This window comes from Hyphomonas sp., from assembly GCF_018402285.1.
In the GTDB taxonomy this organism is placed as follows: Bacteria; Pseudomonadota; Alphaproteobacteria; order Caulobacterales; family Hyphomonadaceae; genus Hyphomonas.
Window position 1 is genome coordinate 184,968 of sequence record NZ_JAGYJH010000002.1, and the last position, 25,925, is coordinate 210,892.

The 25,925-nt window shown below is 63.7% G+C and carries 26 protein-coding genes; 14 read left to right on the forward strand and 12 right to left on the reverse strand.

From position 1 onward, the window contains the following. Positions 1 to 2: 2 nt before the first annotated feature. The 3 genes from KG722_RS01710 to KG722_RS01720 form a co-directional block, all read right to left on the reverse strand. A complete protein-coding gene (locus KG722_RS01710; RefSeq protein ID WP_213268883.1) occupies positions 3 to 569 on the reverse strand; it encodes an AAA family ATPase in 567 nt (188 codons plus the stop codon). A gap of 211 nt (positions 570 to 780) precedes the next feature. Further along, the gene (locus KG722_RS01715; protein WP_213268885.1) at positions 781 to 1,449 is read right to left on the reverse strand and encodes a hypothetical protein; all 669 of its coding nucleotides are present in this window, start codon (positions 1,447 to 1,449) and stop codon (positions 781 to 783) included. After that, positions 1,446 to 2,330: an AAA family ATPase gene (locus tag KG722_RS01720; RefSeq protein WP_213268887.1), complete on the reverse strand. Its 885-nt coding sequence runs from the start codon at positions 2,328 to 2,330 to the stop codon at positions 1,446 to 1,448. Before KG722_RS01720 ends, KG722_RS01715 begins: the two co-directional genes overlap by 4 nt. Positions 2,331 to 2,585: 255 nt before the next feature. Between KG722_RS01720 and KG722_RS01725 the strand changes: the two genes are divergently transcribed. From KG722_RS01725 to KG722_RS01735, 3 genes are all read left to right on the forward strand, one after another. Beyond that, positions 2,586 to 3,029: a hypothetical protein gene (locus KG722_RS01725; protein WP_213268889.1), complete on the forward strand. Its 444-nt coding sequence runs from the start codon at positions 2,586 to 2,588 to the stop codon at positions 3,027 to 3,029. Positions 3,030 to 3,067: 38 nt separating this feature from the next. Beyond that, positions 3,068 to 3,922: a DnaJ C-terminal domain-containing protein gene (locus KG722_RS01730; protein ID WP_300998154.1), complete on the forward strand. Its 855-nt coding sequence runs from the start codon at positions 3,068 to 3,070 to the stop codon at positions 3,920 to 3,922. A gap of 100 nt (positions 3,923 to 4,022) precedes the next feature. Continuing rightward, positions 4,023 to 5,747, forward strand: a complete 1,725-nt coding sequence (locus tag KG722_RS01735; RefSeq protein ID WP_213268893.1) for a hypothetical protein — start codon at positions 4,023 to 4,025, stop codon at positions 5,745 to 5,747. A gap of 24 nt (positions 5,748 to 5,771) precedes the next feature. Here the strand turns inward: KG722_RS01735 and KG722_RS01740 are convergent, their stop codons facing one another. Further along, complete coding sequence (locus KG722_RS01740; RefSeq protein WP_213268895.1) at positions 5,772 to 6,473, reverse strand: hypothetical protein; 702 nt, start codon at positions 6,471 to 6,473, stop codon at positions 5,772 to 5,774. Between the two features lie 210 nt (positions 6,474 to 6,683). Here KG722_RS01740 and KG722_RS01745 point away from each other — a divergent pair, with 210 nt between their 5' ends. The 6 genes from KG722_RS01745 to KG722_RS01770 are packed head-to-tail and all read left to right on the forward strand — an operon-like array spanning position 6,684 to position 12,156. Continuing rightward, positions 6,684 to 7,010 (forward strand): PepSY domain-containing protein, encoded by a 327-nt coding sequence (locus KG722_RS01745; protein ID WP_213268897.1) that lies wholly within the window; start codon positions 6,684 to 6,686, stop codon positions 7,008 to 7,010. 30 nt (positions 7,011 to 7,040) lie between these two features. Further along, positions 7,041 to 7,724, forward strand: coding sequence for a response regulator transcription factor (locus KG722_RS01750; RefSeq protein ID WP_011646324.1), 684 nt, complete (start codon positions 7,041 to 7,043; stop codon positions 7,722 to 7,724). Between the two features lie 27 nt (positions 7,725 to 7,751). Beyond that, the gene (locus tag KG722_RS01755) at positions 7,752 to 9,179 is read left to right on the forward strand and encodes an ATP-binding protein (protein WP_213268899.1); all 1,428 of its coding nucleotides are present in this window, start codon (positions 7,752 to 7,754) and stop codon (positions 9,177 to 9,179) included. Next, entirely contained in the window at positions 9,176 to 9,772 is a 597-nt protein-coding gene (locus KG722_RS01760; protein ID WP_213268901.1) for a hypothetical protein, read from the forward strand. Before KG722_RS01755 ends, KG722_RS01760 begins: the two co-directional genes overlap by 4 nt. 54 nt (positions 9,773 to 9,826) lie before the next feature. Further along, positions 9,827 to 10,252: a cytochrome c maturation protein CcmE gene (locus KG722_RS01765; protein WP_213268903.1), complete on the forward strand. Its 426-nt coding sequence runs from the start codon at positions 9,827 to 9,829 to the stop codon at positions 10,250 to 10,252. Next, positions 10,249 to 12,156: a heme lyase CcmF/NrfE family subunit gene (locus KG722_RS01770; RefSeq protein WP_213268905.1), complete on the forward strand. Its 1,908-nt coding sequence runs from the start codon at positions 10,249 to 10,251 to the stop codon at positions 12,154 to 12,156. The genes KG722_RS01765 and KG722_RS01770 overlap by 4 nt, the downstream gene beginning before the upstream one ends. Here the strand turns inward: KG722_RS01770 and KG722_RS01775 are convergent. The 6 genes from KG722_RS01775 to KG722_RS01800 all read right to left on the reverse strand — a co-directional run bounded on the left by KG722_RS01775 (position 12,131) and on the right by KG722_RS01800 (position 18,911). Next, positions 12,131 to 13,684: a HAMP domain-containing sensor histidine kinase gene (locus tag KG722_RS01775; protein ID WP_213268907.1), complete on the reverse strand. Its 1,554-nt coding sequence runs from the start codon at positions 13,682 to 13,684 to the stop codon at positions 12,131 to 12,133. The two genes, KG722_RS01770 and KG722_RS01775, sit on opposite strands and share 26 nt — an antisense overlap. Before the next feature lie 33 nt (positions 13,685 to 13,717). Continuing rightward, the gene (locus tag KG722_RS01780) at positions 13,718 to 14,398 is read right to left on the reverse strand and encodes a winged helix-turn-helix domain-containing protein (RefSeq protein ID WP_213269114.1); all 681 of its coding nucleotides are present in this window, start codon (positions 14,396 to 14,398) and stop codon (positions 13,718 to 13,720) included. A gap of 58 nt (positions 14,399 to 14,456) precedes the next feature. Continuing rightward, positions 14,457 to 15,995 (reverse strand): trypsin-like peptidase domain-containing protein, encoded by a 1,539-nt coding sequence (locus tag KG722_RS01785; protein ID WP_213268909.1) that lies wholly within the window; start codon positions 15,993 to 15,995, stop codon positions 14,457 to 14,459. Positions 15,996 to 16,148: 153 nt separating this feature from the next. Then, positions 16,149 to 16,547 carry a cytochrome c-type biogenesis protein gene (locus KG722_RS01790; RefSeq protein WP_213268911.1) on the reverse strand — a complete coding sequence of 133 codons (399 nt, stop codon included), beginning with the start codon at positions 16,545 to 16,547 and terminating at the stop codon, positions 16,149 to 16,151. Positions 16,548 to 16,600: 53 nt separating this feature from the next. Further along, positions 16,601 to 18,385 (reverse strand): M48 family metalloprotease, encoded by a 1,785-nt coding sequence (locus tag KG722_RS01795; protein WP_213268913.1) that lies wholly within the window; start codon positions 18,383 to 18,385, stop codon positions 16,601 to 16,603. A 94-nt stretch (positions 18,386 to 18,479) separates the two neighbouring features. Further along, entirely contained in the window at positions 18,480 to 18,911 is a 432-nt protein-coding gene (locus tag KG722_RS01800; RefSeq protein WP_213268915.1) for a hypothetical protein, read from the reverse strand. Between the two features lie 197 nt (positions 18,912 to 19,108). On the opposite strand from KG722_RS01800, the gene KG722_RS01805 reads away from it, so the two are divergent. The 5 genes from KG722_RS01805 (at position 19,109) to KG722_RS01825 (ending at position 24,036) form a co-directional block, all read left to right on the forward strand. Further along, complete coding sequence (locus KG722_RS01805; protein WP_300998158.1) at positions 19,109 to 21,769, forward strand: bifunctional [glutamine synthetase] adenylyltransferase/[glutamine synthetase]-adenylyl-L-tyrosine phosphorylase; 2,661 nt, start codon at positions 19,109 to 19,111, stop codon at positions 21,767 to 21,769. 45 nt (positions 21,770 to 21,814) lie between these two features. Beyond that, positions 21,815 to 22,414 carry a hypothetical protein gene (locus KG722_RS01810; protein ID WP_213268919.1) on the forward strand — a complete coding sequence of 200 codons (600 nt, stop codon included), beginning with the start codon at positions 21,815 to 21,817 and terminating at the stop codon, positions 22,412 to 22,414. Between the two features lie 100 nt (positions 22,415 to 22,514). Continuing rightward, positions 22,515 to 23,060, forward strand: coding sequence for an RNA polymerase sigma factor (locus tag KG722_RS01815; RefSeq protein WP_213268921.1), 546 nt, complete (start codon positions 22,515 to 22,517; stop codon positions 23,058 to 23,060). Beyond that, positions 23,057 to 23,512, forward strand: a complete 456-nt coding sequence (locus tag KG722_RS01820) for a hypothetical protein (RefSeq protein ID WP_213268923.1) — start codon at positions 23,057 to 23,059, stop codon at positions 23,510 to 23,512. Before KG722_RS01815 ends, KG722_RS01820 begins: the two co-directional genes overlap by 4 nt. Beyond that, the gene (locus tag KG722_RS01825; protein WP_213268925.1) at positions 23,509 to 24,036 is read left to right on the forward strand and encodes a periplasmic heavy metal sensor; all 528 of its coding nucleotides are present in this window, start codon (positions 23,509 to 23,511) and stop codon (positions 24,034 to 24,036) included. Before KG722_RS01820 ends, KG722_RS01825 begins: the two co-directional genes overlap by 4 nt. On the opposite strand, the gene KG722_RS01830 is transcribed toward KG722_RS01825, so the two are convergent. Continuing rightward, positions 24,033 to 24,434: a GFA family protein gene (locus KG722_RS01830; protein ID WP_300998159.1), complete on the reverse strand. Its 402-nt coding sequence runs from the start codon at positions 24,432 to 24,434 to the stop codon at positions 24,033 to 24,035. The genes KG722_RS01825 and KG722_RS01830 overlap by 4 nt on opposite strands. Then, entirely contained in the window at positions 24,431 to 25,879 is a 1,449-nt protein-coding gene (locus KG722_RS01835; RefSeq protein WP_213268929.1) for an amidase, read from the reverse strand. The genes KG722_RS01830 and KG722_RS01835 overlap by 4 nt, the downstream gene beginning before the upstream one ends. Positions 25,880 to 25,925: the final 46 nt, after the last annotated feature.

Genomic DNA, 25,925 nt, shown 5'->3' on the forward strand with positions numbered 1-25,925 from the left:
CTTCAGTTCGCCGGGTCACCGGCGAGGCTCGCAACGAGCCGGTCGGCTTCCTCTCTTGAGCGCAGGGTGAGCAGTGGGACGGCCGGGCCGTGGACGGCGAGTTCTCTCAGGATTTTCGGAGTTGCCAGGCGCTCGAAGGTCCAGATGTAGTGCAGGAATTCAAAGTCGATTTTTTCCGGGCAGTTGTCAGCCATGTCGGGGCGGGTGCGACCCCGATATCTGCGCCAGCGGCCGACGGCGCCGCGCAGGGAAACCCAGCGGGTCGGGCGCATCCAGACGACAAGATCCGTGCGTGGCAGGCGCATATGGAGCGTGCCGGGGCTGGTGCCGTCGATGATCCAGTTTTCCTCGGCGAGGACGGCCGCGAGGCGCGCCAGCGCTTCTTCGCGGGGGCGTTCCTGCCAGCCGGGGAGCCAGAATATTTCGCGGTCCATGGATACATGGCGCAGGCCGAGGCGCGCGGCGAGGGCGCGGGAGAGCGTGCTCTTTCCGCTGCCTGAACAGCCGATGACGAGCACGCGGCGGGCCGTTGCGAGCTGGCTGGATGCGTCTTCAAGGGACAGGCTCATCGCGCGCTCCGCAGAACTGGGAGCGCGCCACTAGCCTATGCGCCGGGTCTTGTCCAACCGGCGAACCGGGGGGATGGCAGACCTTGGCGCTGGTGTTGCCGGCGGCCATGGTGGAATGGGCGTAGCGGTATTCTTCGCGGGTCCGGGCGGCGGTGTCTGCGGCGAGGAAGGATAGGCGCCTGGAGGCAGGCCTCACGGTAAGGTGGGGGGATTACCTCCTTTGGTGGAGAACTTTGCCGAAGCGCGAGCCCCCTGTTCCAGGGGGCTGGCCGATCAGGTGCGGAAGGAGCGGCGGCCGAAATAGGACGTGCCGCCGGGCGGGGGCGGCGGGCTGGGAGTGTCGTCGCCTCGTGCCTTCTTCGGTGATGGTTTCGGCCGGTTCCGGCTTTTCGTCGGAAAGGGTGACGGCAGGGGCGCCCCAGGGGTCTTTTTTATCGCCTGCGGTTTCTTCGGGCGCTTCGGGCCCGGCTTCTGCAGGCAGGGCGGTTTCCACGTCCACCGTTTCAACGGCGGGCCCTTCTTTAGCCGCTTCTGCAGGTTCTGGCGGCTTTATGGCGGCGAGCAGCGCACGGACATGGGCGATGGCGGCCGAGGCGGTGGAGACTTCAAAGTCCGGCACGCGCCTGTCCAGGCGGCGGGCGAGCTGCCGGGCCTGATGGTGGGTGAGGGATTTGAGCTGGGCCGAGAAGATTTCCTCGCCGGCGGAGGCCTTGATGAGGGCAAGGCTTTCCGGGGTCTGTCCGGCTGACAGGAGCAGCTTCTTGACGATCATGCCGGCGGCGGCAGCCCATTCCTTGTCAGTGACCGCGTCAAGCTGGTCCTGAAGGCGGAGAAGGGCGCGCAGGGCGTCTGCGCCGGGCACGCCGCCGTCAGGGATCATGCAACCTTCTCCCGCACTTCGGCGAGGAGGGCTTCGATGATTGCAAGCGCTTCGCCCGACCATTTGGCCTGCAGCGTCGGGTCCGGGCCAAGCTCGATCGGGTTGGTGGCAAAGCCCGGTTTCATCGGAATGACAGTCTTGAACATCGCGAACTCGGTCTCCGCAGCATTGGCCGCATCCCGCATGGCGCCGAGCACGACCTGCTGGTGGGAGGACCCATCATAGCGGGTGGCGAGGACGCAAGGGAGCGTTTCGATATCCCGGTTACGCAGATTCTTCATGATGTCGCCAGTGAAGAGGTCGAGGCCCAGGGTGGACATGAAGTCCGGGATCGTGGGCACGATGATCAGATGGCTGGCGGCAAGGACGGTTTCGGTCATAACCGAGATGCCCGGCGGGCAATCGAAGAGGATGACGTCATACTGCGCCTTGAGGAGGTTGAGATCGTCCCGCAGGCGGCGGCCGACCTGGCTTTGCAGGGCTTCCATCGAATAGCCCTGCTTGGTGAGATCGAAGATCAGCTCGCGCTCGGTCTTGCGCAGGCGCGGCGAGGACGGGATGAGATCCAGCGGCAGGGCGTTGCCCTTGAAGCTCACATCGCTGGCATCGGTGATGATGAATTCACCCAGACGGCGCTGCTCGTTCGCGGAGAAGTTCTCCAGCAGCCAGTCTGAGATGGTCATGTAGTCGTTGATGGCCTCAAACAGGTGTTCGTCGCCATTATTGCCGAAGATCAGCAGCGAGGCGTTGGCCTGGGTGTCGAGGTCGATCACGAGCGTGCGCATGCCAGAGGCCGCGAAGGCTTCGGCGAGGCTTACGCATGTGGTGGTTTTGCCGACACCGCCTTTGGAGTTGGCGATAGAAATGACGCGGGCAGACATTTTGTTTTCTGTTCCTGTCTCTGTCAGAGCTGGGCTCTTGCCAGATTTGGGGGGGCAAGGCCACCTGTTTTCCCCTCTTTTGCACACCCCTCAAGAATAAAAATTCGTCAATGATCTCAGTGGGGCAGCAGACGACCTCTCAAACAATGTAAGACCGCCGATCCGGCGGGGGCCGGGGCGGCCCTGAATGGGCCCTTCGGAAAATCAAGGAGTGACCTGAAATCTGCCAGCCACATTAAGGGGTCGCTGGAGGCGGTGAGCGAGCAGCCGGCGGCGAGCCGGACCCGCCGCGAGGCCGGCATGCTGATGCGTGACGTGTATCTCACGAACACCGGGCCCGTATCGCGGGCGCGGACGGTCGCAAGCGCCGCAGCGCCTGTTCTGGTGAGGTCTGCGCAGGCCGGCCTGGCGTGGCCGCTGCGTCAGCTGGTGCCGGAAGCGGCGATGAGGGGCTTCCTGGAGGCGGTGTGTACGGAGCTTCTCATCTGGCCCGCAAGGGGAGCGTTCCGGTCTGGCCCGCCTCCGGCGCGGCTGGCGGCGCGGGAAGGGCTGGCGGCCCCGGCAGGGCGGGCGCGGGGTGACCCACGCCGAGAGGCGGAATGGCCGGCAGGCGCCTTCGCCTTGCCCATTGCCGGGATCGGGACAGACGGACGCATCGGGGAATGGCTTTCAATCCCGGCCGGTTCGCCTTACCTGTAACGCCAGCAGTTTACGGCGATCCCGGAAGGAGCCCCAGCTTGGCGCTCGACCCCTACAGTGTCCTTGGCGTGCCCCGCACGGCCAGTGAGGCAGACATCAAGAAAGCCTACCGCGCCAAAGCCAAGGCGCTGCACCCTGACCTGCATCCCAATGACGAGAAAAAATCCGACGAGTTCAAGCGGGTCTCGGCGGCATTTGAAATTCTCGGCGACCCCGAGAAGAAGGCGAAGTTTGACCGGGGCGAGATCGACGGGGATGGCAATCCGCGCGGGTTTCCCGGCGGCGCCGGACCTGGCGAGGGCTATCGGTGGGACTCGCGGGGCGGCGGCGCGGCGCAGGGCGACCCGTTTGAAGACATTCTCTCCGGCATGTTTGGCGGCGGGCGGCGGCGCAACCCAGGGCCAATGAAAGGGCGCGACGTGCGCTACCGGGTGGAGATCGCCTTCGAGGACGCCGTGACCGGCGCGCGGCGGCGGATGACCATGGCCGATGGCAGCGCGCTGGACGTGAACATTCCGGCAGGCATCACCAGCGGGCAGGTGCTCCGCCTGAAAAGCCAGGGGCAGCCCTCGCCGGCCGAAGGGCCACCGGGCGACGCCCTGCTGGAAGTGGACGTAGCTGCCAGCCCTGTCTGGACGCGGGAGGGCAGTCATCTGCGCATGAGCGTGCCGATCGATCTCAGGCTGGCAGTGCTGGGCGGAAATGTGGACGTAAGGACGCCTTCGGGGACAGTGTCGCTGAAGGTTCCGGCCGGATCGAATACGGGCGCGCAGCTGCGCCTGAAGGGCAAGGGTGTGCAGGTGAGCCCGCCGGGAGATCTTTATGTGCGGCTGGAAATCGTGCTGGCCGACCCCAAGGATGAGGGGCTGAGGCGCTGGGCGGAAAAATCCTGACGGGCGAGCCCTAAGCAGGGCGGCTCTTCCGTGATAGGATCATAGACCTTCAGACAAGAGCCTGTCCCGTCTGAGGACGGCCAGGTGAAGGGGACATGTTATGAAAACGAGATACCTGCTCGCATCGGCCAGCGTGTTTGCACTGGGCGGCTGCGAGACGATGGATGACTGGTTCAATCCGAAAACCGAAGAAAGCGCGCTGGTCGCGCCAGTGGAGGCGGAGACCGAAGAGGTGGATCTCGCCACCCGCGCCGGGGCGCCGCTGTTTGAGGGGATGGGGGATTTCCACCGGCCGATCACCACGGCCAGCCCGGACGCCCAGAAATACTTCGACCAGGCAATGGTTTTGTCTTTCGGGTTCAATCATGCCGAGAGCATCCGCTCCTTCCGGGCGGCGCAGAAACTCGATCCGGAATGCGCCATGTGCTATTGGGGCGAGGCGCTGGCAACCGGCCCGAACATCAATGTGACCAGCAATGGCAAGGCCGTCATGTCGATGGCGGACCGGGAAGCGGCCTATGTCGCGGTGCAAAAGGCGATGGCGCTTAAGGATACGGCAAGCCCGGCTGAGCAGGCGCTGATCGAGGCGCTGGCGACACGCTACAGCGCCGACTTCAACGCCGAGCGGGAACCACAGGATATAGCCTGGGCCGAAGCGATGGCCGCGTATGTGGCAGCCCATCCGCAGGATGATGACGCCGCCGCGATCTATGCCGAGGCCTGGATGAACACCATGCCCTGGGATTACTGGTCGGCCGATGGCGGGCCGAGGCCGGAGACGGTGAGGGTGATCGAGGCGCTGGAGAAAACAATTGCGCGCGCGCCGGATCATCCGTTGGCGTTGCATCTCTATATACATGCCGTCGAGGCGTCGGATGATCCGGGCCGGGCGGAAGCGGCGGCTGACCGGCTGATCAGGCTCGTGCCCGGATCGGGGCACCTGGTGCATATGCCCGCGCACATCTTCTGGCGCGTTGGCCGGTATGATGATGCGGCGGCAGCGAACATCCTGGCCGCGAAGGTGGACGAGGATTACATTGCCCAGTGTAACGCGCAGGGATTTTATCCGGCGCTGTATTATCCGCACAACATCCATTTCCTGTGGGCCGCGGCGAGCATGTCCGGCCAGAGCGAAGTGGCGCTGGAAGCGGCCCGGAAAGTAGCGGATAATGTCCGTATCGAGCAAGTGGAGCAGTTCCCGACGGTCGAGTTTTTCCGGACCATTCCGCTGCTGGCGCAGGTCCAGTTCGGGAAGTGGGATGACATTCTGGCGACAGAGACACCGCCGACAGACCGGGATTATTCGAAGGGCATCTGGCATTATGCGCGCGGTGTTGCACTGGCGCGGACGGGCGACGCGGTGCTGGCAGAGGCCGAGGAGGCGGAACTGGCCAAGCTGAAGGACAGTGTGCAGATCCAGTTCCTGGTGACCAATGATTATCCCGCCAGCCTTCTGCTGAACATTGCCGATGAACTGCTGCTGGGGGAGATCGCCCGGGCCGGAGGCGACAATGCCGGCGCGGTGGCCAGATTTGAAGCGGCCGTCGCCCTGCAGGACCAGCTGCCCTATACCGAGCCGCCCTTCTGGTATTACCCGACGCGGCAGTCGCTCGGCGAAGCGCTGATTGACGCGAAGCGGTATCCCGAAGCCGAAACGGTCTACCGGCGCGACCTGGAGGACCATCCGCACAATGGCTGGTCGATGGCGGGCCTGATCGGCGCGCTGGAGGCGCAGGGCAAGACCGACGAGGCCGCTCATCTTAGGCACCATTTCGAGAAGGCCTGGGCCAAGGCGGATGTGGTGTTGAGCGGATCGCGGCTTTAAACGCCGTGGACTGATTTGCCGGAGCTAGAGTTCGATCGTGCTGGCGAGTTGCCCTGCCTGAGCGCGGAGCGCCGCCATACGGCTTTGGGCATCATCGCCAAAGAATGCGTCTGCGACCTGGTCTATGAACGCAACGAGATGGGCGCCGGTATCGTTCGGGCCAGGTGGGGTCTTGCGGACGGCGACATAGATGTCGTGAGCACGCGCCAACGGCACAAGGGCAGCAAGGAGGATCTGTTCGCGCTTTTCCGGGGACCACTGATCTTTGCCGGCGATCAGTTCTTCGTCCCAATACCGGTCTTCACCTTCAGCCATCATGCCTTCAAATGCGGTTTCAAGGTAGTAGTCCGTCAGACCAAAGAGTTGCTGATCGAAGGGTTTTCCCGTGATGGCGGCGTTGATCTTGTTGGCGGGGTGTTTTTCGGTGGCGCCGCAAGGCGCGGTGATACTGTGGCAGGTCACAAAGGCGGTCCGCAGGACATGTTCGTCCTCAAGCTGCTCTTCGGTCATGTCGTCGATATACATGTCTCGGTCGAAGCCCGTTGATCTGGCAGTCATGGCTCCCATCATTGCGACTTGGGTTGGCAAAGGGGCATGAGGCTTTGATTCAGTATAAGGGGTCGGTTCGGCGACATCCTTGTCGCCGAAAATGGTCCCGATCAGCCACAGGATGGCCACCACGCCCAGCGCGATCAATCCCCAGGTCTGCCAGCTGGAAAAGTCCATGCTCCTGTTCTCCTTTGAAGCGTCTCCTGTTGAAAACGAAGGCAGGGTTGGCCAAGAAAATTAACATATCTCTTCCCGACAAGGCAGTAGGAGGCTTTTGGAGGCGAGAAAGCGGGCATTTGGCGGGCGGGAACGATGATCTGCAACCTGAACAGGCGGCCCTGGCAGCGTTCACTTACTATTCAGCGCTGCAAACCTATACGCAGTCCGATGAAACGCATTCTGGTTCTCCTCGCCCTCTCGGCCCTGACCGCTGCCCCCGGCGCCCTTGCCCAGCAAGGCGGCAACCCGTGGGCGAATCAGTTTTCGCCCGGAGAGGCCCGTGAAGCCGTGCGGGAGGGCAAGACTGTGCCCCTCAGCCGGATTTTCCAGCAGCTGAAACGCGAATATGGTGGCTACCAGCTTGGCGCCGAGCTGTATTCCCGGGATGATGGCACTACATTTTACGAAATTGACTGGATGACCGAGGACGGCCGCAAGGCGCAGTTCACGGTAGACGCTCAGAGCGGATCGGTGACGAACCGCCGCGGCGGCTGAGCCGGCCCAAGGACCTGTTGGAGAAGACACATGCGTATCCTGGTTGTTGAAGACGATGCAGACCTCCGCCGTCAGCTGGCTGATGTGCTCTCCCAATCGGGCTATGCCGTAGACCTCGCCGCCGATGGCGAGGATGGGCAGTTCCTGGGCGAGACCGAGCCTTATGACGCGGTCGTGCTGGACCTTGGCCTGCCCAAGATCGACGGGGTGAGCGTGCTGAAAAGCTGGCGCAAGGAGGGGAAGACCTTCCCGGTGCTGATCCTGACGGCGCGCGACCAGTGGAGCGAGAAGGTATCGGGCTTTGACGCCGGGGCCGATGACTACCTCACTAAACCCTTCATCACCGAAGAGCTGCTGGCGCGGTTGCGGGCGCTCCTGCGCCGGGCAGCCGGGCATTCGGCGGCAACGATCGAGTGCGGCAAGCTGATGGTAGACACCCGCGCGGCGCGCGCGACCGTGAATGGCGAGCCGATCAAGCTGACGGCGCATGAATACCGCGTGCTGTCCTACCTGATGCATCATCAGGGCCGGGTGGTGCCGCGCACCGAGCTGGTCGAGCATATCTATGACCAGGACTTTGACCGCGATTCCAACACGATCGAGGTGTTCATCGGGCGCCTGCGCCGCAAGATCGGCCAGGACCGGATCCAGACCGAACGCGGCCTTGGCTACCGGCTGATCGTGCCCGAGGACGAAGCACGCGTTGCAGGCTGACGCCGAACGCGGCTAGAGCTCTCCTGCATGAGTGAGGCCGAAACCCGCAATCGAAGCCTGATTGACCGCTGGTCCAGCGTCTCGCTGGCCCGGCGCGTCATGATTGCGGCTGCGATATGGGGCTTTGTGGTGCTGATCGGGGGGGCGCTGGCGCTCTCGGCGCTCTACCGGGCGCAGACGCTGTCGCTGATTGAGGATGACCTGGAACAGACGCTGGTGACGCTGTCGCGCGAGCTGACGCGGGAGGATGCGTTCCTCGCCGATGGGCGTGTGACCGACACTGACCGCAATTTCTTCTCCAATGATGCCCGCTTCCAGACGCAGTATTCCGGACACTACTGGGCGGTGGTCGGCCTGACGCCGGAACGGCAGATCGCCGGTGATTTCCGCTCGCGGAGCCTGTGGGACGAGGCCGTGCCGGTGACGCAGGACCTGATTGAGCGGGCCGTGGAACTGCCCGGAGTTACGCAGTACACGAACTATCCCGGGCCTGTGGAGCAGGTGTCGCGTGTTGCGGCGATGGCGGTGATCGTGGAAAACCGGACGACGCCGCTGGTGCTGGTGGCGGCAGCGGACCGGACGCCGAACGATGAAGCGGCAACGCGTTTCCGCAACATGCTGCTGGGGACGATGATTGCGCTCTTTGGCGGCGTGTTTGCCGCGATGATGATTGCGGTGCGTTATTCGCTTCAGCCTTTGCGGAAGCTGGAGACGGATGTGGCCAAAGTGCGCGAGGGGGAGACGGTGAAGCTCGCCGGGGATTATCCCGAAGAAGTTCGACCCCTGACAGAAGAGCTCAATAAGCTGATCGAGCATAACCGCGACGTGGTGGAGCGGGCGCGCACGCATGTGGGCAATCTTGCTCATGCGCTGAAGACGCCGCTGGCGGTGCTGCGCAATGAGGCCAAGGGCCGATCGCAGCTCGATGATGTGGTGCGCCGGCAGGCTGAAGCCATGCAAATCAATGTGGAGCACTACCTTAAGCGCGCGCGCGCGGCGGCGCGGGCCGAAGCGATTGGCGCACGCACCGATGTGCGGCCTGTGCTGGACGGACTGTCGCGGATGCTGAACCGGCTGTTTGACGCGCGCGGGATCGAGGTGACGGTAGAGGGCGCGCCGGCCGCGATCTTCCGGGGCGAGCAGCAGGACTTCGAGGAGATGGCCGGCAATCTGATGGAAAACGCCTGCAAATGGGCGGCGAGCGAGGTGCTGGTGACGCTGAACGACAGCCCGCAGGAGCTGGTGATCACGGTGGAAGATGACGGGCCGGGCCTGACGCGCGAGCAGCGCGCCGGGGCAATGAAACGCGGGGTGCGGCTAGATGAAACAACGCCGGGGACTGGGCTTGGGCTTTCGATTGTTACAGAATTGGCAGAGCTGCATAAAGGCAGCTTCGAACTTGGCGACGCGGCCCTTGGCGGCCTGAAGGCAACCTTGAGATTTCCCCGGCGATGAAACATATGAACCTGATCATTCTCGGCGCCTGCCTGGCTCTTGGCGCAGGGGGCTATCTGCTGATTGGACAGCCGGGCATGGCCGACCAGCCGATGGCCGAGCGGCAGGCAGCGCTGGCCGAAAAGGTGCGGATGGATCCCCAGTCGCTGACAGAAGCCGAGATGCTTTCGCGACTCGAGCAGGCGGTCATCGACAAGCCGGATGATCCCCAACCCCACTACTTCATCGGCGAGATGCTGCGCACGCAGGGCAGGGCCGAAGACTCGGTGCGGGCCTATCAGTCAGCGCTGCGGAGGGATCAGGAGTTTGTGCCAGCGCTCATCAGCCTGGCGGATGTGTTGACGCAGCTGGCCGACGGGGCGATCGGGTCGGATGCAACACGCCTCTATGCGCGGGCGTATGAACTGGACGAGAGCCAGGTGAGCGCGGGCATGCGTGCGGCCATGGGCGCGGCGCAAGCCGGCGATCAGGAGAAGGCCGAGCAGGCCATGCGCTATATCTATTCGCGCCTGCCCGAAGACGATCCCCGGCGCGAGCGGTTCCGCCCGATGATCGAAGCGATCGGGCAGGAAGCGCCAGCGGAGGCTGACTAAGCGCCGCATCTGCCGCACTCCCCAATCGGCGCGGAGCAGCCTATAACGAATTACATGCGTGCACGGACCCGTCGGCTCTATACCTTTGGCATCGCTGCCCTTCTCGTCCTGGCGGCGGCAGCGCTGGCGTTCTTTGCGCTGCGCGAGAACGCCAATCTCTTCTACACGCCTGAAGTTCTTGCGGAAAAAGGATTTCCCGAGGAAGGGCGCGAGGTAAAGGTCGGCGGCTGGGTTGAGCCTGGATCACTGACCTATGGAGATGGCGGGGCGACAATGCGGTTTGTGGTGATCGACAACAGCCCGAGCACGATCACGGTAAGCTTTACCGGCGTGGCGCCCGACCTCTTCCGGGAGGGACAAGGCGTTGTGGCGACCGGCAGGTTTACGCCCGAGGGCGAGTTCACCGCGCGCCAGCTGCTCGCCAAGCATGACGAGAACTACCAGCCGCGTGAGCTCAGACCGCTCGAGGCGGGCGGATGATCGAACTTGCGCATTTTGCGGCGTTCCTGGCGCTGGGGCTATCGCTGGCGCAGGCGGTGCTGGGCCTGAAGGGCGAGCGGCGGCTGGCGGGGCTTTCGGCGATTGCCGCGTTTGGCGTCATGACGCTGTCTTTCCTGATCCTGGTGTTTGCCTTCATGCGCTCGGATTTCTCCGTCGCGCTGGTGGCCAACAACTCCCACACGCTCAAGCCGATGATCTACAAGATTGCCGGCACATGGGGGAACCATGAAGGCTCGATGGCCATGTGGTGCCTGGTCACCATCGGCTTTGGCGCGGTTGCGGCCGCGACAATGCGGACCGGACGCGAGACGTTCGAGGCGCGCGCGCTCGGCGTGCAGGGCATGCTCGCGGTGGGATCGATGGCATATCTGCTGTTTGCGTCCTCGCCTTTCCTGCGGCTTGATCCGGCCCCGTTTCAGGGCTCAGGGCTGAACCCGCTCCTGCAGGATCCTGGGCTCGCGCTGCACCCGCCCATGCTTTACCTTGGCTATGTCGGATACTCCTTTGTCTTTGCCCTGGCGGCCGCCGGCCTTATGGAAGGCCGGATTGACCGGGTGTGGGCGAAGGAAGCACGGATCTGGTCTCTGGCGGCGTTTGCGCCGCTGACGCTGGGCATCGCGCTGGGTTCCTACTGGGCGTATTACGAGCTCGGCTGGGGCGGCTGGTGGTTCTGGGATCCGGTGGAAAATGCCTCGCTGATGCCCTGGCTGATCGGGGCGGCGCTGCTGCATTCGGTCATCGTTACGGAGAAGCGCGAGAGTTTTGCGGCCTGGACCGCGCTTCTGGCGGTGCTGTCCTACCTGTTCTCGATCCTGGGCGCGTTTCTTGTCCGCTCGGGCGTGTTGACATCCGTGCATGCCTTTGCCGTCGACCCTGAGCGCGGGACCCTGCTGCTGCTCGGCCTGCTGGGATATGGCGGCTTTGCGCTCGGCCTGTTTGCGCTGCGGGCGCCGTCGCTGGTGGGCGGCAAGCCGTGGACGCTGCTCAGCCGCGAAGGCGCGCTGATGGCGAACAATGTGGTGCTTATTGTTGCCACGCTGACAGTTCTTCTGGGAACGCTGTTTCCCCTCATTGCCCAAGCGTTCGGGCGGACGATTTCGGTTGGTGAGCCCTATTTCAATCTGACTTTTGTGCCGATCCTTGTGCTGGCCCTGATCTTCCTGCCGGTGGTACAGGCATGGGCCTGGGGCAAGGCGGACCTGAAGGGCTGGGCGCGCTGGGCGGTGGGCGGAGCGGCTCTTACCGGGGTGTTCATGCTGCTGGGCATCGGGCCGCTGGATATTCCCCTGGGCGCGGCGTTCGGCCTTGCGGTCGGGATCTGGCTGCTCGCTGGCGCTGCGCTGGAGATGAAGCGCCGGGCGATGACGCTGGGACGTGTGTTCAAGATGCCCGCCCGTGTCTGGGCGATGACACTCGCACATGCGGGGCTGGGCTTTTTCGTGATCGGCGCGGTGCTTGAAACCAGCGGGCGCTATGAAGCGACGCTGGCACTGACCGAAGGCGGCAAAGGCAGCGTTGCGGGATGGGAGATAACGCTCGAAGAAGTGCGCGCGATCGAAGGGCCGAACTGGTATGCCGACAAGGCCGTGATGACGGCGCGCAAGGGCGCGGTGAGCGCAGAGCTTCTGCCGATGAAACGGTTCTATCCCGCCGCAATGATGCCAACGACCGAGACAGCAATCCACAAGACGGGCATGGGCGACCTCTATGTGGCGCTGGGCGAGCAGCGCGAGGTGGACGGTGAAGCGCGCTGGGTGTTCCGCGTCTACTACAATCCGATGGTGGATGTTCTCTATCTCGGGACCATCCTGATCGGGCTGGGCGGATTGCTGGCGATGTGGCCGAAGCGGCGCGCGCTCAAGCCCGCGGCAGGCGAAGCGTAGCCTTCAGGCCGGGCGTCTCGGGCAGGCCATTGCCGGCATCGAGGATCAGCTCGCCCCGGTGCAATTCTGCGACCGATTCCACCAGCGCGAGGCCAAGTCCGGAGCCCGGAAGGGTGCGCGCCGAATCGAGGCGGTGGAAACGCTGGGTGACCTTGTCCCGCTCGTCGACCGGAATGCCCGGGCCGGAGTCGATGACCGTCAGATCAATCATGCCGTCGGGCGTGCGGCTGGCGGTGAAGCTGATGGCGCCGCCGGAAGGGGTGTATTTCACTGCATTGTCGAGCAGGTTGGCGAGGGCCTGACCGATCAGGTCCTTGTCGCCAAGGATGACGAGGTTCTTGGCGACCTGGCTTTTGAAGGAGAGGCTGGCCTCCTCACAGGCCGGATCGAACAGTTCGGCAAGCTCTTCGGCAAGGCCGCTGAGATCCATCCGGGCGAGTGTGCCTTCCGAGCCTGCATCGAGGCGGGCGAGGCGCAGGATCGCGTTGAACGTGTCGAGGACGCGGTCCACTTCCGACAGCGTTGTGCCAAGCGTTTCGTTGGCCGCGTCTTCTGAGAGCGGTTTGCTGAGGGCGAGCTCCAGACGGTTGCGCAGGCGCGTGAGCGGCGAGCGCAGGTCATGGGCGATGGCGTTGCCGGTGTGACGGGAAGACTCCACCAGTTTCTGGATCTGGTCGAGCATGGCGTTGAGACGCTGGGCGAGGCGGTCGAACTCGTCGCCTGTGCCACGCACGGGCATCCGGCGGCCAAGCTCGCCGCCCATGACGGCCTCTGTGGTCTTGGCAAGTTCGTCGGCGCGTTTGGCCGCGCCGCGCGAGATGAGGAGGCCGCCGGCGAGCGACAGGATCAGCGCGATGGGCATGGCCACATAGACCGCGTTGCGGATGCGCCCGACGATCACGGTCTGCTGGGCCGTATCGAAGGCGACCATCAGCGCGCCGCCATTGTCCCGCAGGCGCACGATGCGGCCCGCCGCCGGGCGCAGGGTGTTGGTGCCATCGGCCTGGGGGAGTTCGAAATCGAAATAGACCGTCTTCATGCCGGCCGTGGGCGGATCGGCGGGCAGGCGGGGGAAATGGCCTGCGATCTTCCGGCCGGAGGAGTCTTCAAGATAATAGAAGAACTGGGAGCCTGAGAGGGTCATCCGCTCGAACACAGACTGGCTGAGGCGTTCCATGCCACCGGTATAGTAGGCATTGGCGAGCTGCTCGAACTCGACCGTGATGCGGTTTTCGGACTCGGCGCGGATATAATACACCGTCGAATAGTAGAGATAGACCAGCAGCGCGCCGAAGAAGGCCGCGATCATCGCAGAATAGAGGATTGTGAGCTTGAAGGTCGTTGTGCGCGCAAAGGCGGGCATCGCCTTCTTGATCTGGGCCATGAAGGGGAGACGGGAGAGGCCCCGGCCGATCCCGCGCCATCCTGCCCTGATGCCGCGCCCCAAAATCCGCAATGGCTGCAGGAGCTGCGCCTTGTCTGGCACAATCGGGGCAAGCCATGCGGGAAGCTGGAGCGGCGTTTTCATCTCGCGCTAGGTGCCAGCGCCGCTCCAAAAGGTCTAGCCCTGGCCTTGCAGCCGGTATCCGGCGCCGCGGACGGTCTGGAGCAGCGGCTCGCCGAACTCCTTGTCGATCTTGGCCCGCAGGCGGGAGATGTGGACGTCGATCACGTTGGTCTGAGGGTCGAAATTATAGTCCCACACTTTTTCCAGCAGCATCGTGCGGGTGACGACCTGTCCGGCATGGCGCATCAGGTATTCCAAGAGGCGGAATTCGCGTGGCTGGAGATCGATCTTCTTGCCGCCTCGGGTGACCTTGCGCGTGAGGAGGTTCATTTCGAGGTCGCCCGCCTTGAGCACCGTAACCGGCGGCTCGGCGCTGGTCTGGCGGCGGCCGAGGGCTTCTACACGGGCAGCGAGCTCTGCCGGAGCGAAGGGCTTGCCCAGATAGTCTTCGGCGCCGGCCCGAAGGCCTTGCACCTTGTTCTGGACGTCGCCCAGAGCCGAGAGGAAGAGGGCCGGAGTGGTGCCGCCGGCTGCGCGGAACTCCTGCAGCAGGGTCAGCCCGTCCTTTTCCGGAAGCATCCGGTCCACGACGAGGGCGTCAAAGTCGCCCGCCCGGGCCCGGGCGAGGCCCGAGGCGCCATCGCTGGCGCGTTCAACCTTGTGTCCGGCGTCTGCGAGAACCTTCTCGATGAAGCTCGCCATGTCATTGTCATCCTCGATCACGAGGACTTTCAGTGAGGCCGTGGAATCTGTTTCGACCATGCTGGTCTCCATCAACGTCATGTTGGCTCCTTCAGCCTGCCGGCAAATCTACAGTGAGGTAAGTCGTGGACTGGCCGACGCGGACGGCCAGCAGGATTTTTGACCGGCTGGCCGCGCGGGCGTCCTTCACGGTCTTCTCGAAAGCGTCAATGGTCGGAACCGGCTGGCCATTTGCTTCCAAGATGACGAGGCCGCGCTCAAGGCCTGCTTTGTCAAAGGGGCCGTCCGGCGTCACTTCCATGATGGCAAGGCCGGTGTCGGTCGGGCGAAGGCCGAGACGCTGGCGGACGTCTTCCGGCATCGGCATCAGACGTACGCCCAGATCCTCGAGCAGGACGCCAGGGACGCCGGGCGTCTGAACGCCGTTGTTGCTTCCCGGAGCAGACGGATTGCCCTGCGCAGCATACGGATCATTCGGACGCTCGCCCACAGTGACGTTGATTGTCTGGCGCTTGCCATTGCGGATGATCTCGAACTTGTTCGAGGTATTCGCGATGAGGCGGCCAACAATACGGGTTGTCGAGGTTGCGTCTGTTACCTTCTGGCCATTGACCGAGAGAATGATGTCGTTGCGCAGAAGGCCGCCTCTTTCGGCGGGGCTGCCGATGGTGACATCGGCAATCAGCGAACCCTGCGTGTCTTCAATGCCGAGGGCTTCGGCAAATTCCGGTGTGAGGTCGCCGATCGTGACGCCGAGCCAGCCGCGCGAGACGCGGCCATCCTTGATGAGCGTGTCGGTCACTTCCTTGGCGAGTTCGGCGGGGATCGCGAAACCGATGCCGACCGAGCCGCCGGTAGGCGAAAGGATCTGCGAGTTCACGCCGATGACATTGCCCTGAAGGTCAAAGGTCGGGCCGCCGGAATTGCCCCGGTTGATGGGGGCGTCGATCTGGATGAAGTCCGTGTACGGGCTGCCGGCGCCAAGCTCGCGGCCATTTGCCGAGAGAATGCCGGCGGTGGCCGTTCCGCCGAGGCCGAAGGGATTGCCGAGAGCCACGACCCAGTCGCCCTTGCGGACTTTCTCAGAGGAGCCGAATCTGACGTGGGGGTATTTGCCTTTTTCCTTCACGCGGAGGACAGCAAGATCGGTCTGCAGGTCCGAACCGACGAGTTCTGCGTCCAGTTCCTTGCCGTCAGAGGTGACGATCTGGATCTGGGTGGCGCGGTCAATGACGTGGTGGTTGGTAACAATGAGGCCGTCTTCGGAAATGAAGAAGCCCGAGCCGAGGGAGCGCGACTCGCGCTGACGGGGTGTTTCCTGCGGGGCGGGGCGCTGCTGGAAGAATTCTTCCAGGCCGGGGGCGCCGCGGAAGCGCTCGAGAAACTGTTCCATGTCCTGAACGCCGCCCACATCCTGGGTGGCGATGACGTTGACACTGACGACGGCTGGTTCGACTTTTTCGATCAGGTCTGCGAAGCTCAGCGGCGCGCCTGGGGGCGCCTGGATGGCGATAGGTTGAGCGCCGGCTTCCGGCGCGAGAAGTTTCGGAACCGAGACCGCGCCTCCCATGATCGCAGCTCCGAAGGCAGCAGCAATGAGTGCCTGAGCCGAAATCCCGATTTTGCGCATCAAATTCTCCAGATCGCTGATTTTACGCCAGTAAGGGCGTTGGCCAAAACATAAACATGACACACGAAGAGTGGTCATTAAAAGACAGTTAGGTGCAATCACGGCGGCTTGAAGGCCTCCCGGACTTTAATTGAGGCTGCCGCAACGCCCGTTTCAGACGTCCTCAGCCTCGACTTCACCGGTTTTGCGCTTCGCGCTGGCCGCGAACACGATGCCGACACTGGCGCCGGCGGCCAGGAGAATGAAGGGCAAGCCCCAGAGGAGCCAGCTGGCCGGGTCGCGCGCCGGGGGGCGGAACAGCACGAATTCGCCATAACGGCTGACAAACCAGTCCCGAATTTCTGCGTTGGTGGCGCCTTCGGCGACCATTTCGCGGATGCGGGTGCGCATGTCCTCGGCGATCGGGGCAGAGGATTGTGAGACCGGCTCGTTCTCGCAGGCCACGCAGCGCACTTCGCGCATCAGGGCCTGCGCACGCAGTTCCTGATCGGGATCGTCCAGCGGTGCGCCGGCGGCGAAGGCAATCAGGACAGAGGCGAGGACGGCTTTCATGATGCTTCTTCCCTAGCAGAGGCAGGCCGGACGGGGAAAGGCCCGCCGATGTCTCAGCTGCCTTCCTCCGGCGGGTCTTCGGGCCGAAGGTTTGCCTCCAGGAGAGCGAGCAGCTGGGCTTCCTTCTCCGCAATCTCTCCATCGGCCTCAGCAATCTGGCGCAGCACGGTCTTGAGATTGGCGATGCCGTGTTCGTTGAGCAGCTTGTTGGCGAAGGAAATCATCCGGTCCAGCGAGGGGATGTCGCCTGGATGGCGGCAGCGTTCGCGGAAGCCTTCCCGGTCGAGCCCGCCGAAGAGTTCCATGGCGCGGGTCTCGGCGATGACGATTTCCCGGTCATCCACGCTGCCATCTATCGTCACCATGAGGGCAAGGAAGTCTGTCAGCAGGTAGCCGAAGATTTCGTCGATGCCCTGTTCGGCCGATTGCTCCTTTGGCCACATCTCGCTCATGAGATGGTATTGCAGGGCGGTGAGGTCTTCCTCCAGCGCGGTCATGTTGTCGAGCCCGTCGGTGACCTTTGGCGCGCCATAGAACCGATGCAGAACCATGTCTTCCCCGCAGATTGCGCCAAGGTTCAGCCCGAAGGCGGCGAGACGGTCTTCCGTCGGCGGATGGGTGTCGATCGGGTGGCGGACGCTGTCGCCAAGGGCAAACTCCAGCAACGGGGCGATCCGGGCGCGGTCAACGTCGAGCCGGACGCTTTCGGAAAAGCTGCGTACGATGTTGCGCGAGAAGCGCCCCTGCATCCCGCGCGTGACAACCCCTTCCATCTGGCTGCCCCACATTGAGCCGAGCAGGGAGGATTTGAGCAGGGAGTAGGCAATGTCCTCGGGCGAGGAGACCTGCGCGCCATGCTGATCGGCGCGGTGCTCGCGCTGACGGCCGATGCGCCGCTCGACCACGGAAAAGGCGTAGATCAGGTCGTCGATCAGGAATTTGGAGGGCAGGGAAAGGAGGCGGGTGATCGGGCGGCCGCGCGCGGAGAAAACCTCGCTGGCCTTGGCGAGCCCCATGTAAACGGGCGCAAAGCGGATGGTATAGGCGGTATCCCCGCCGGAGAAATGGCCAAGCTCATGGCCGATGACGGCGCGCAGCTCGCCTTCGGTGAAATGGCTCATCAATGGCAGGGAGAGGTGCAGGGTCTGGCCCTGCAGCGGTCCCTTGCCATAGGGCGTATGCACCGGCGCAGAAGTGGCAAAGAAAGTTGGCTCCAGCCCGATGATCACATTGTCCGGCATCTTGGCCTGCAGCGTTTTGGAAACGTCGCGGACCATCAGCCCGAGCCGGGGATATTCGTAGAAACTGATCGGGCGGGCGGCGACATAGCTTTTCGGGCGGGTGAAGAACACGCCGAGGCCACGGATCACCGCATAGGCCGCGCCAAGCCCGATGATGCCAAAGGCGCCGATCAGAAGGTCGCCCTGGAAGGCCAGCCAGTAGCCGAGCGCCAGATAGACGCCGCTGGCGAAGATACCGAAATGCACCAGCGAGACGACGCCGACCACCAGGGTGGTGATCAGGGCATAGGGCCAGAAGCCGAGCGAGAGGATCGTCCGGTTTGATCCCAGCAGGGCTGCAACGATGCGAGACAGGGGGACGATGGCAAAGGAGAAGGCGAGCACGCCAGTCGAGACAATAGACAACCAGCCGAAGGGGGTTGCCTCGCCGCAGGCATAGCCGCGAGGATCAGAGAGGATTGCCCCGGCGCAGGAGAGGGAGCCGGACACGGCGCCTTCGAGGCCTCCGGCGCTATCCTGGTAGCGCGCAATCGTCACGGCGATGCCCAGCAGCGGAATGACCGTGAGCACGGCGATCAGGCGCAGCAGTCTGAGCATGGATTTCGTCCCCTTCCAGGGGAAGAACGAAAACCTGAAATGGGCGGCTGTCAATCTTGGGGCCGCGACGATCTACGATGCCGGGCGGGCGCCATCAGATCACGCCATCGCGGCGCAGGACCGCTTCTTGGGATGCGTGGGACAGACAGGCGAGGATTTTTGGCTCTGGCTGCGTTTTAACGATATAGGTGACCTGAAAGCGGGAGGTGACATGCCCCGTCCTGGCGCGGGCAAAGGTCATGCGCCAGTCAGCGGCGACAAGGAAATGTGACGGCGCGGCTTCCTCAATGGCCCTGACATCAACCTCCAAAGCGGACAGACCCAGATGTTCCTTCATGACGCCATGACGGTCGGTAAGCCCCGCGCGGTAAGCGTCATCCACCTTCCAGACGGCGAAAGTGTCCGGCGAGGATTCGATGTAGAAGGACGCATAGGCCGACGCCATGGCAGCGGCATCCCCGCCAAGGGAGGCCTTTGCATACTGCTGAAAGAAGCGCCGCAGCCTTTCTTCGCGTGTTTCAGCCATCTCGGGCACTCCACTTTTCCGGGCCCGCCATAGCAGGGCTTTGCTACGTTTCTGCGTCGGGGACGTAATATGTCCAAGACGCCTGACGCGCGGAAAGGTTGCCTGGCAGTTTGTGGGATAACAGAGGCTCGGCTAAGTCTCTGCTCATGCTTGAGATACGACCGATTCAGAAGACCCCGGAGGCGGCCCTTGCGGCCATGGCAGATCATGCGCCCTATCTGCGCCGTCTGGCCGAGCGGGGGGCAGGGCTCGATTTTGAAACGGCGCTGACGGCGGCCACCCGCCTGCCACGGGACATGCCGGTTGACGAGGTGATGGCGGCGCTGCGCCAGGCCAAGGCGTCCGCGCACCTGTCGCTGGCGGCTGCAGACCTTTCCGGCATGATGGACGTGATGGAGGTGACCCGCCACCTGACCGAATTTGCGGGGGCTAGCCTCGAGACGGCGCTGCAGTCAGCGCTGGCAGCGCGCGGGCTGAAAAGTGACGGGCTGTTTGTCGTCGCGCTGGGGAAGATGGGCGCCTTCGAGCTGAATTATTCCAGCGACATTGATGTGTGCGCATTTTATGAGCGCAGCCGGTTTGACGGCGCAGACCGCGATCCGGGTGACGCCGCCCAGCGGGTGATCCGCGAAATGGTGCGCATCATGGAAGAGACGACGGCGGACGGGTATGTCTTCCGGACGGATCTGCGCCTGCGGCCTGACCCTGGATCAACACCGGTTGCGGTCTCAACGGAAATGGCGGACCTCTATTATGAGAGCCAGGGGCAGAACTGGGAGCGGATGGTCTGGATCAAAGGCCGCCCGACGGCCGGCGACATTACTGCGGCGCAGCGGTTCCAGGCGCGGCTGGAGCCCTATGTCTGGCGGCGCAATCTCGACTATTGGGCCATCGGCGACATTCAGGCCATCAAGCGAATGATCAACACAAAGGTGGGCGCTGACGGCTTTGCGTCTGTTTCCCCCGATGTGAAGCTCTCACCGGGGGGCATACGCGAGATCGAGTTTTTCGTTCAGACCCAGCAGCTCATTCTCGGCGGGCGGGAGCCGGCGCTGCGCGATAACTCCACGCTGGGCGCGATGGAAGAACTCCGCTCGCGCGGCATCGTTTCTGACCGGACGGCTGCAGACCTGAGCACCGCCTACAGGGCGCTGCGCAATGTCGAACACCGCGTGCAGATGCGCCAGGATGAGCAGACCCATACAGTGCCCGCAGATCCGGCGGAGCGGGAGTCGGTGGCCTATCTTTGCGGCTATGGAAACCTTGCCGACTTCGATCGGGATCTGCTGGAAACACGCCGGATTGTGCAGGGGGCCTACGACGCGCTGTTTGAGCAGGAAGACCGAGCCGCAGAAAGCCATGGGCTGGGCAATCTGGTATTTACCGGCGTCGATGATGATCCCGGTACGGTAAAGACGCTGAGTGATCTCGGTTTCTCCGATCCGTCATCGGCCATCGACACGATCCGGAACTGGCACCGGGGAAGGGTTCCGGCGACCCGCACGGGGCGGGGCCGCGAAATCCTGACATCGATCCTGCCCGGCATGCTCAAGGCGATGGGCGCGACCGGTGAGCCTGATGAGGCGTTTCGCTGGTTCTCGCGTTTCTTTGAGGGGCTTTCCTCCGGCGTGCAGACGCTCTCGATGTTGCTGGCCAAACCGGACCTTCTGGATGATCTTGTTTCCACCCTGGCCCTGGCGCCGCGCCTTGCGCAGATACTTGCGCGCCGGCCGGATTTGCTGGAAGCGCTGGTGTCCAATGTTATCCCGCGCGCGCCGGAGCTTTCGCCCGAGGTCAGTTTCGATGCGGCAATGGATGGCTGGAGGCGGTATCACCGGGAACAGAGTTTCCTGATCGGGCACCGGCTGCTGCACGGCTTGCTGCCGACAGACCAGGCGGCCGAAGCCTGGACCAGCCTGGCGGATGAAACCATCCGGCAGATGTCAGGCGCCGCCGAAGCCGAAACGATGCGGCGCAACGGGAACAGTCCGGGGCGATGGGCTGTATTTGCGATGGGCAAGCTGGGCGGGGGCGAGCTGACGGCGGGGTCTGACCTCGACATCATACTGATTTACGATTCGCAGGCTGACGATGCGCAGGCCTGGTTCACGCGGCTGACCCAGCGGCTGATCACGGCGCTGACGGCGCCAACGGCGGAAGGCGCACTTTATGAGGTGGACATGCGCCTGCGCCCGTCTGGCCGGGCAGGCCCGGTTGCCGTCAGCCTGCCTGCCTTTCGCCACTATCAGAATGAAGAAGCCTGGACCTGGGAGCATATGGCGCTTACCCGGCTTCGCTTCGTGTCCGGCGATGCCGCGCTCGGGAACGAGGTGCTGGCGATGGCCGCCGATGCCATCTGTGCCCGCGCCCGCAGCGAGCGGCGCAAGGCCATCCCGGGCGATGTTTCCGGCATGCGCGAGACGCTATACCGGGAAAAGCCGGACAAAGGGCTGTGGGACCTTAAAACGTCCGAGGGCGGCCTGATCGACATTGAGTTCATGGCGCAGCAGGAAATGCTGCTCCGGGCACGGCCCGATCTCATTCGTCCGGCAACGGCGCTTGCCTTGTCCGGCCTGGCGGACGCGGATGAAACAAACGCCCCGGAAGAGGCCGAAGACTGGTATTTCCTGCGGGCGGCGTTGCATCTAATCTCATCCCTGCAGCAGATCCAACGGCTGGCTCTGGGCGATACCAACCCGGAGGAGTCCGTCATTCCCGAGGCGCTCAAGAACCGCTTTTGCCGAGCCGCAGCAGAAGAGGATGGCTTTGACGTGCTCGAAGAGCGCCTAAGGGAGGTAAAAAAACGCGTACATTCAATGGCCCGCGAAAAACTGCAGCTGAAAACGACGGAAAGCTGATCGCCTCCCGTTTCATTTGCGCTGGGAGTTAACAGGAGACCAGAGATGAAACGTTCGACACTCGCGTTCGCAAGCATCGCCGCAATTGCGCTCGCAATGCCGCTCGCCGCTCAGGCCGGACCAGGCAAAGGACATCGCGGCCATGGCGCGCATCTGATGCAGATGGACGCCGATGCTGACGGCAATATCAGCCGCGCCGAGGCCGACGCCGCCCTTGCGGCCCGCTTCGCCACCATCGATGCAAATTCCGACGGCTTCGTTACCCAGGATGAGATGAAAGCCCATCATGAGGCAAAGCGCGCCGAGATGAAGGCAAACCGGGAAGCCAGGCAGGCTGAAGCCGAAGCTGCCGGCAAGCCGGTTCGCGAAGGCAGGATGAACCGCGACACGGACCCGGCCAAGGCCGCTGAATGGCAGGCCAAGAAAGCTGAAAGAGCCGCTGAGCACTGGGCAAACATGGACAAGGACAGCGATGGCCAGCTAAGCGCCGCCGAATTCACTGACGAGCACATCAAGTTCTTCGCCAGGATGGACGCCGACAGTGACGGCACCCTCACCAAGGCGGAACGCGATGCCGCCATGGCCAAGAAGAAGGAGCGTCGCGGCGAATGGCGCGACAAGAAGAAAGCAGAAGCTGGCGAATAGGGCCCGATATGGGACCGGGCCGGAGCCCTGAGGCAGCCAATCGCTCACCCCTGCGATTGCCTCTGGGGACACCGGCCCGGACTCAGCTAAACATCCCATCGTGGCATTTGCATCGGACCTTGATCAGATCACACGCGCCGCAGCCGGAGACGCCGCGGCCGTTCGCGCGCTGGTCAGCCGCTATAGTCCCGGTGTGCTGTCGCTGGCCACACGCATGCTCGGCGACAGGGCAGAGGCAGAGGACGTGACCCAGGAAACCTTCATCCGCGCATGGAAAGCGCTTGGCAGCTGGGAGCCGCGTGCAAAATTCTCCACCTGGCTGCACCGGGTGGCGCTGAACCTTTGTTATGACCGCCTGCGCAAGCGCCGCGAAATATTTCCCGATGAATTGCCCGATCACGCCGACACCGCCCTTGGACCGCAGGACACGCTGGATCAGGCGCAGCGGGTCAAGGCGGTCGAGGCCGCTATCAGCCGTTTGCCCGAACGCCAGTCTGCCGCCTTGACCTTGTGCGCCCTGCAGGGACACTCACAGAATGAAGCGGCGGAAATCATGGATGTCAGCGTTGAAGCCCTTGAAAGCCTCTTGGCACGCGCCCGGCGCACCTTGCGCGGGGAACTGCTCGAAGGAAGGAATGCCTCATGACCTACAGCATGACTGATGCCCGCCTGATCGAGCTGATCGAGACATGGGGCGCTGACCCCGCAAGCTGGCCCGAAGCTGACAAGGCGGAGGGCAAGGCGCTTCTCGGCGCACATCCCGAGCGGTTTGCAGAACCGATTGCCCAGGCCCGCCAGCTTGACCTGATGCTTGGCGCGTTGCCGGAGCCGGAGATGACGGCCGCCCTGGCGCAGGCGATCATGGATGCCGCGCCGCAACCGAAGCGGGCGGGCGGCAGCCTGTCCCGCTGGATTGACCTCAGGACGCCCTGGGCCCCGGCCAGCGGTCTTGCAGCTGCTGCCTTTGGACTGCTGATGGGATTGACCGTTGCCCCGGCCGCCAGCGCCGATGACGACGTGACAGCGGAAGTTCAGGAGCTTTTGGTTTCCGCGCTCGGCTTTGATCCGGCAAACTATGCCGTGGAGGACGTGGAATGAGCCGATTGCCCAACTGGCTGGCCCCTGCGGCGCTCGGGGTTTCGCTGCTCGTGAATCTCGGGCTGGGCGGCTATGTCGCCGGTCAGCACCTGCGTGCCGATCCGCCCAGGCAGGAACGGAGCCAGGAACGGAGCCAGGAACGCCCCCGTTTTGAGCGGCCTGAGGGCATACCCGAAATTTCGCGCGAAGATCGCCGCGCCGTGCGCGCGCTCATGCGGCGTGGATTTGAATCAGCGCGGTCCGAACTCGCGGCCCGGCGGGAAGCGGAAAGCCGATTTGCGCAAGTACTGGCTGCAGAGCCCTATGACCCGCAAGCGGCGGAGGCCGCCCTAAGGGAGTTGCGGGACGCTGACGTAATGCTCCGTGACCGGATCGGTCTTGAAGTTCTCGACGGCATCAGTGATCTCAGCCCGGATCAGAGGGCCTGGGTTGCCTGGATGCTCTCCGGGCCCAAGGACAACCACGGCAAGCACAAAAGAAAAGGCAAGGACGCGCCGCCGCCGGGAGGCGAACCGCCGCGTTAGTCCTTTGACTTGTGGGCGAGGCGGGCAGCATTTTCCTCCCAGTGCTGGCCATCAAACGGCACGACTGTGACCTTCAGGTCCATCCCGTCATCCAGCGCGCGCCAGGTAACGGCAAAGCCATCCGGGTTTGAGCGCGGAATGTAGAAACTCTTGATGCCACATGTCCTGCAGAACAGGTGTCTGGCTGTGCCGGTGTTGAACGTGTACTCTCTGAGATTGTCCTTGCCCTGAACGAGCCGGAACCGGCTGGCCGGAACGATGACGTGGATGTTCCCGCTCATTGCACACATGGTGCAATTGCAGTCTTCCACCTCGAAGGCATCGGGCAACGCCACGTCAAACCGCACCGCGCCGCAGTGACAACCGCCGCCGTGCCAGTTGTATGCCGGATTTGTCATCCCACCCAGACCGGTGGCTTCCTGTGAGCCCATGGGGCGGCGCGCTCCAATTGTCCTGCAAGTGACAGCAGCAGGTCTTCGCGGCCATAGCGCGCGCCGAACATCATGCCGATAGGCAGGCCGCCAGGTGCTGTCGGGGTGGGCTTCGTCCAATGCAGCGGCACGGTCATTGCCGGGCAGCCGGTCTGGTTGAACAGGGCACAATGGGGCGCAAAGCCTGCCACCGCCGCGCCCATGGCGGCAGGGTCGGCGGTAAGCGCCATGGTGCCGAGCAGGTCGGGCGCGCGGTGAAGGGTGGGCGAAAGCGTGAGGTCAAACTGTCCGGCATCGAGGAACTGTTCGTAGATGATCGCAGCGGTAATGAAGGCATTGTTCGCCTTGGCCAGCTCCATCATCGGAACCGTCCGTCCAAGGCGCACCATGGACGCGGTGATCGGCTCCAGTTCGTCATCGTCCACAGTTCGCCCGCGCGCGATGCCCCGCTCTTCAACCAGCGCCGCGATATTGGCAGAGATCGTGAACAGGCCGGCCTTGGCGAGGACTTCGCCATCGATCAGAGGCGCTGCCTCCACGACTGTATGGCCGAGACTTTCCATTAGTTTTGCCGTATTCGCCAGACCTTCGGCCGCCTCGGAGTCAGGTTTGGTTCCGTTCGGTGCAACCGGCCACAGAGCGATGCGCAAGGGGCGCGGGTCGCGTTCCAGTTCGGAGAGATAAGCCAGAGCAGGCGCGGGCGCGCCATAGCGGCTGCCTGTCTCCGGCCCATGGGTCAGGTCCAGCATCGCGGCCGTGTCGCGCACGCTGCGGCTGACGACACCGACGGTGGAGAGGCCGTTCCAGCCTTCTGTCTTTGCCGGTCCCATGGGCATGCGCCCGCGCGATGCCTTGAGACCAAAGAGACCGCAGCAAGCGGCAGGAATGCGGATCGATCCGCCGCCATCGCTGGCATGGGCGACCGGCAGGACGCCCGAAGCGACCGCCGCCGCCGCGCCGCCAGACGAGCCACCGGCAATTCGCGAGACATCCCAGGGGTTGCGCGTTTGTCCGTAGAGGGTCGATTCGGTTGTCAGTGTCAGGCCGAATTCGGGGGTTGTCGTTGCGCCAAAGAAGACGAGCCCTGCCTTGCGGAAACGCTCCACGAGTGTGGAATCCCGGCTGGCGACATAGCCCTTGAACGCAGCGCTGCCGGACGTCACCGGCGCGCCTTTCACTTCAACGCCAAGATCCTTCACCACGAAGGGAACGCCCGCATAAGGGCCTTCGATGCCGCCAGCTTTCAGCTGCTCCCTCGCAAGATCGGGATAAACCGCAGAGAAGCAGTTGATCTGCGCCTGCGCCGCCTCTGCGCGCGCAACAATCGTTTCAAGCAGGTCTGCGGCAGAAACCTTTCTGTCGCGGACCAGGGCCGCGAGCCCAAGCCCATCAGGTTCGGTGTGGCTGGACATTGCGGCTCTCCCAATCTGTGATCATGTTGAGGGAAGTCTAAGCCAA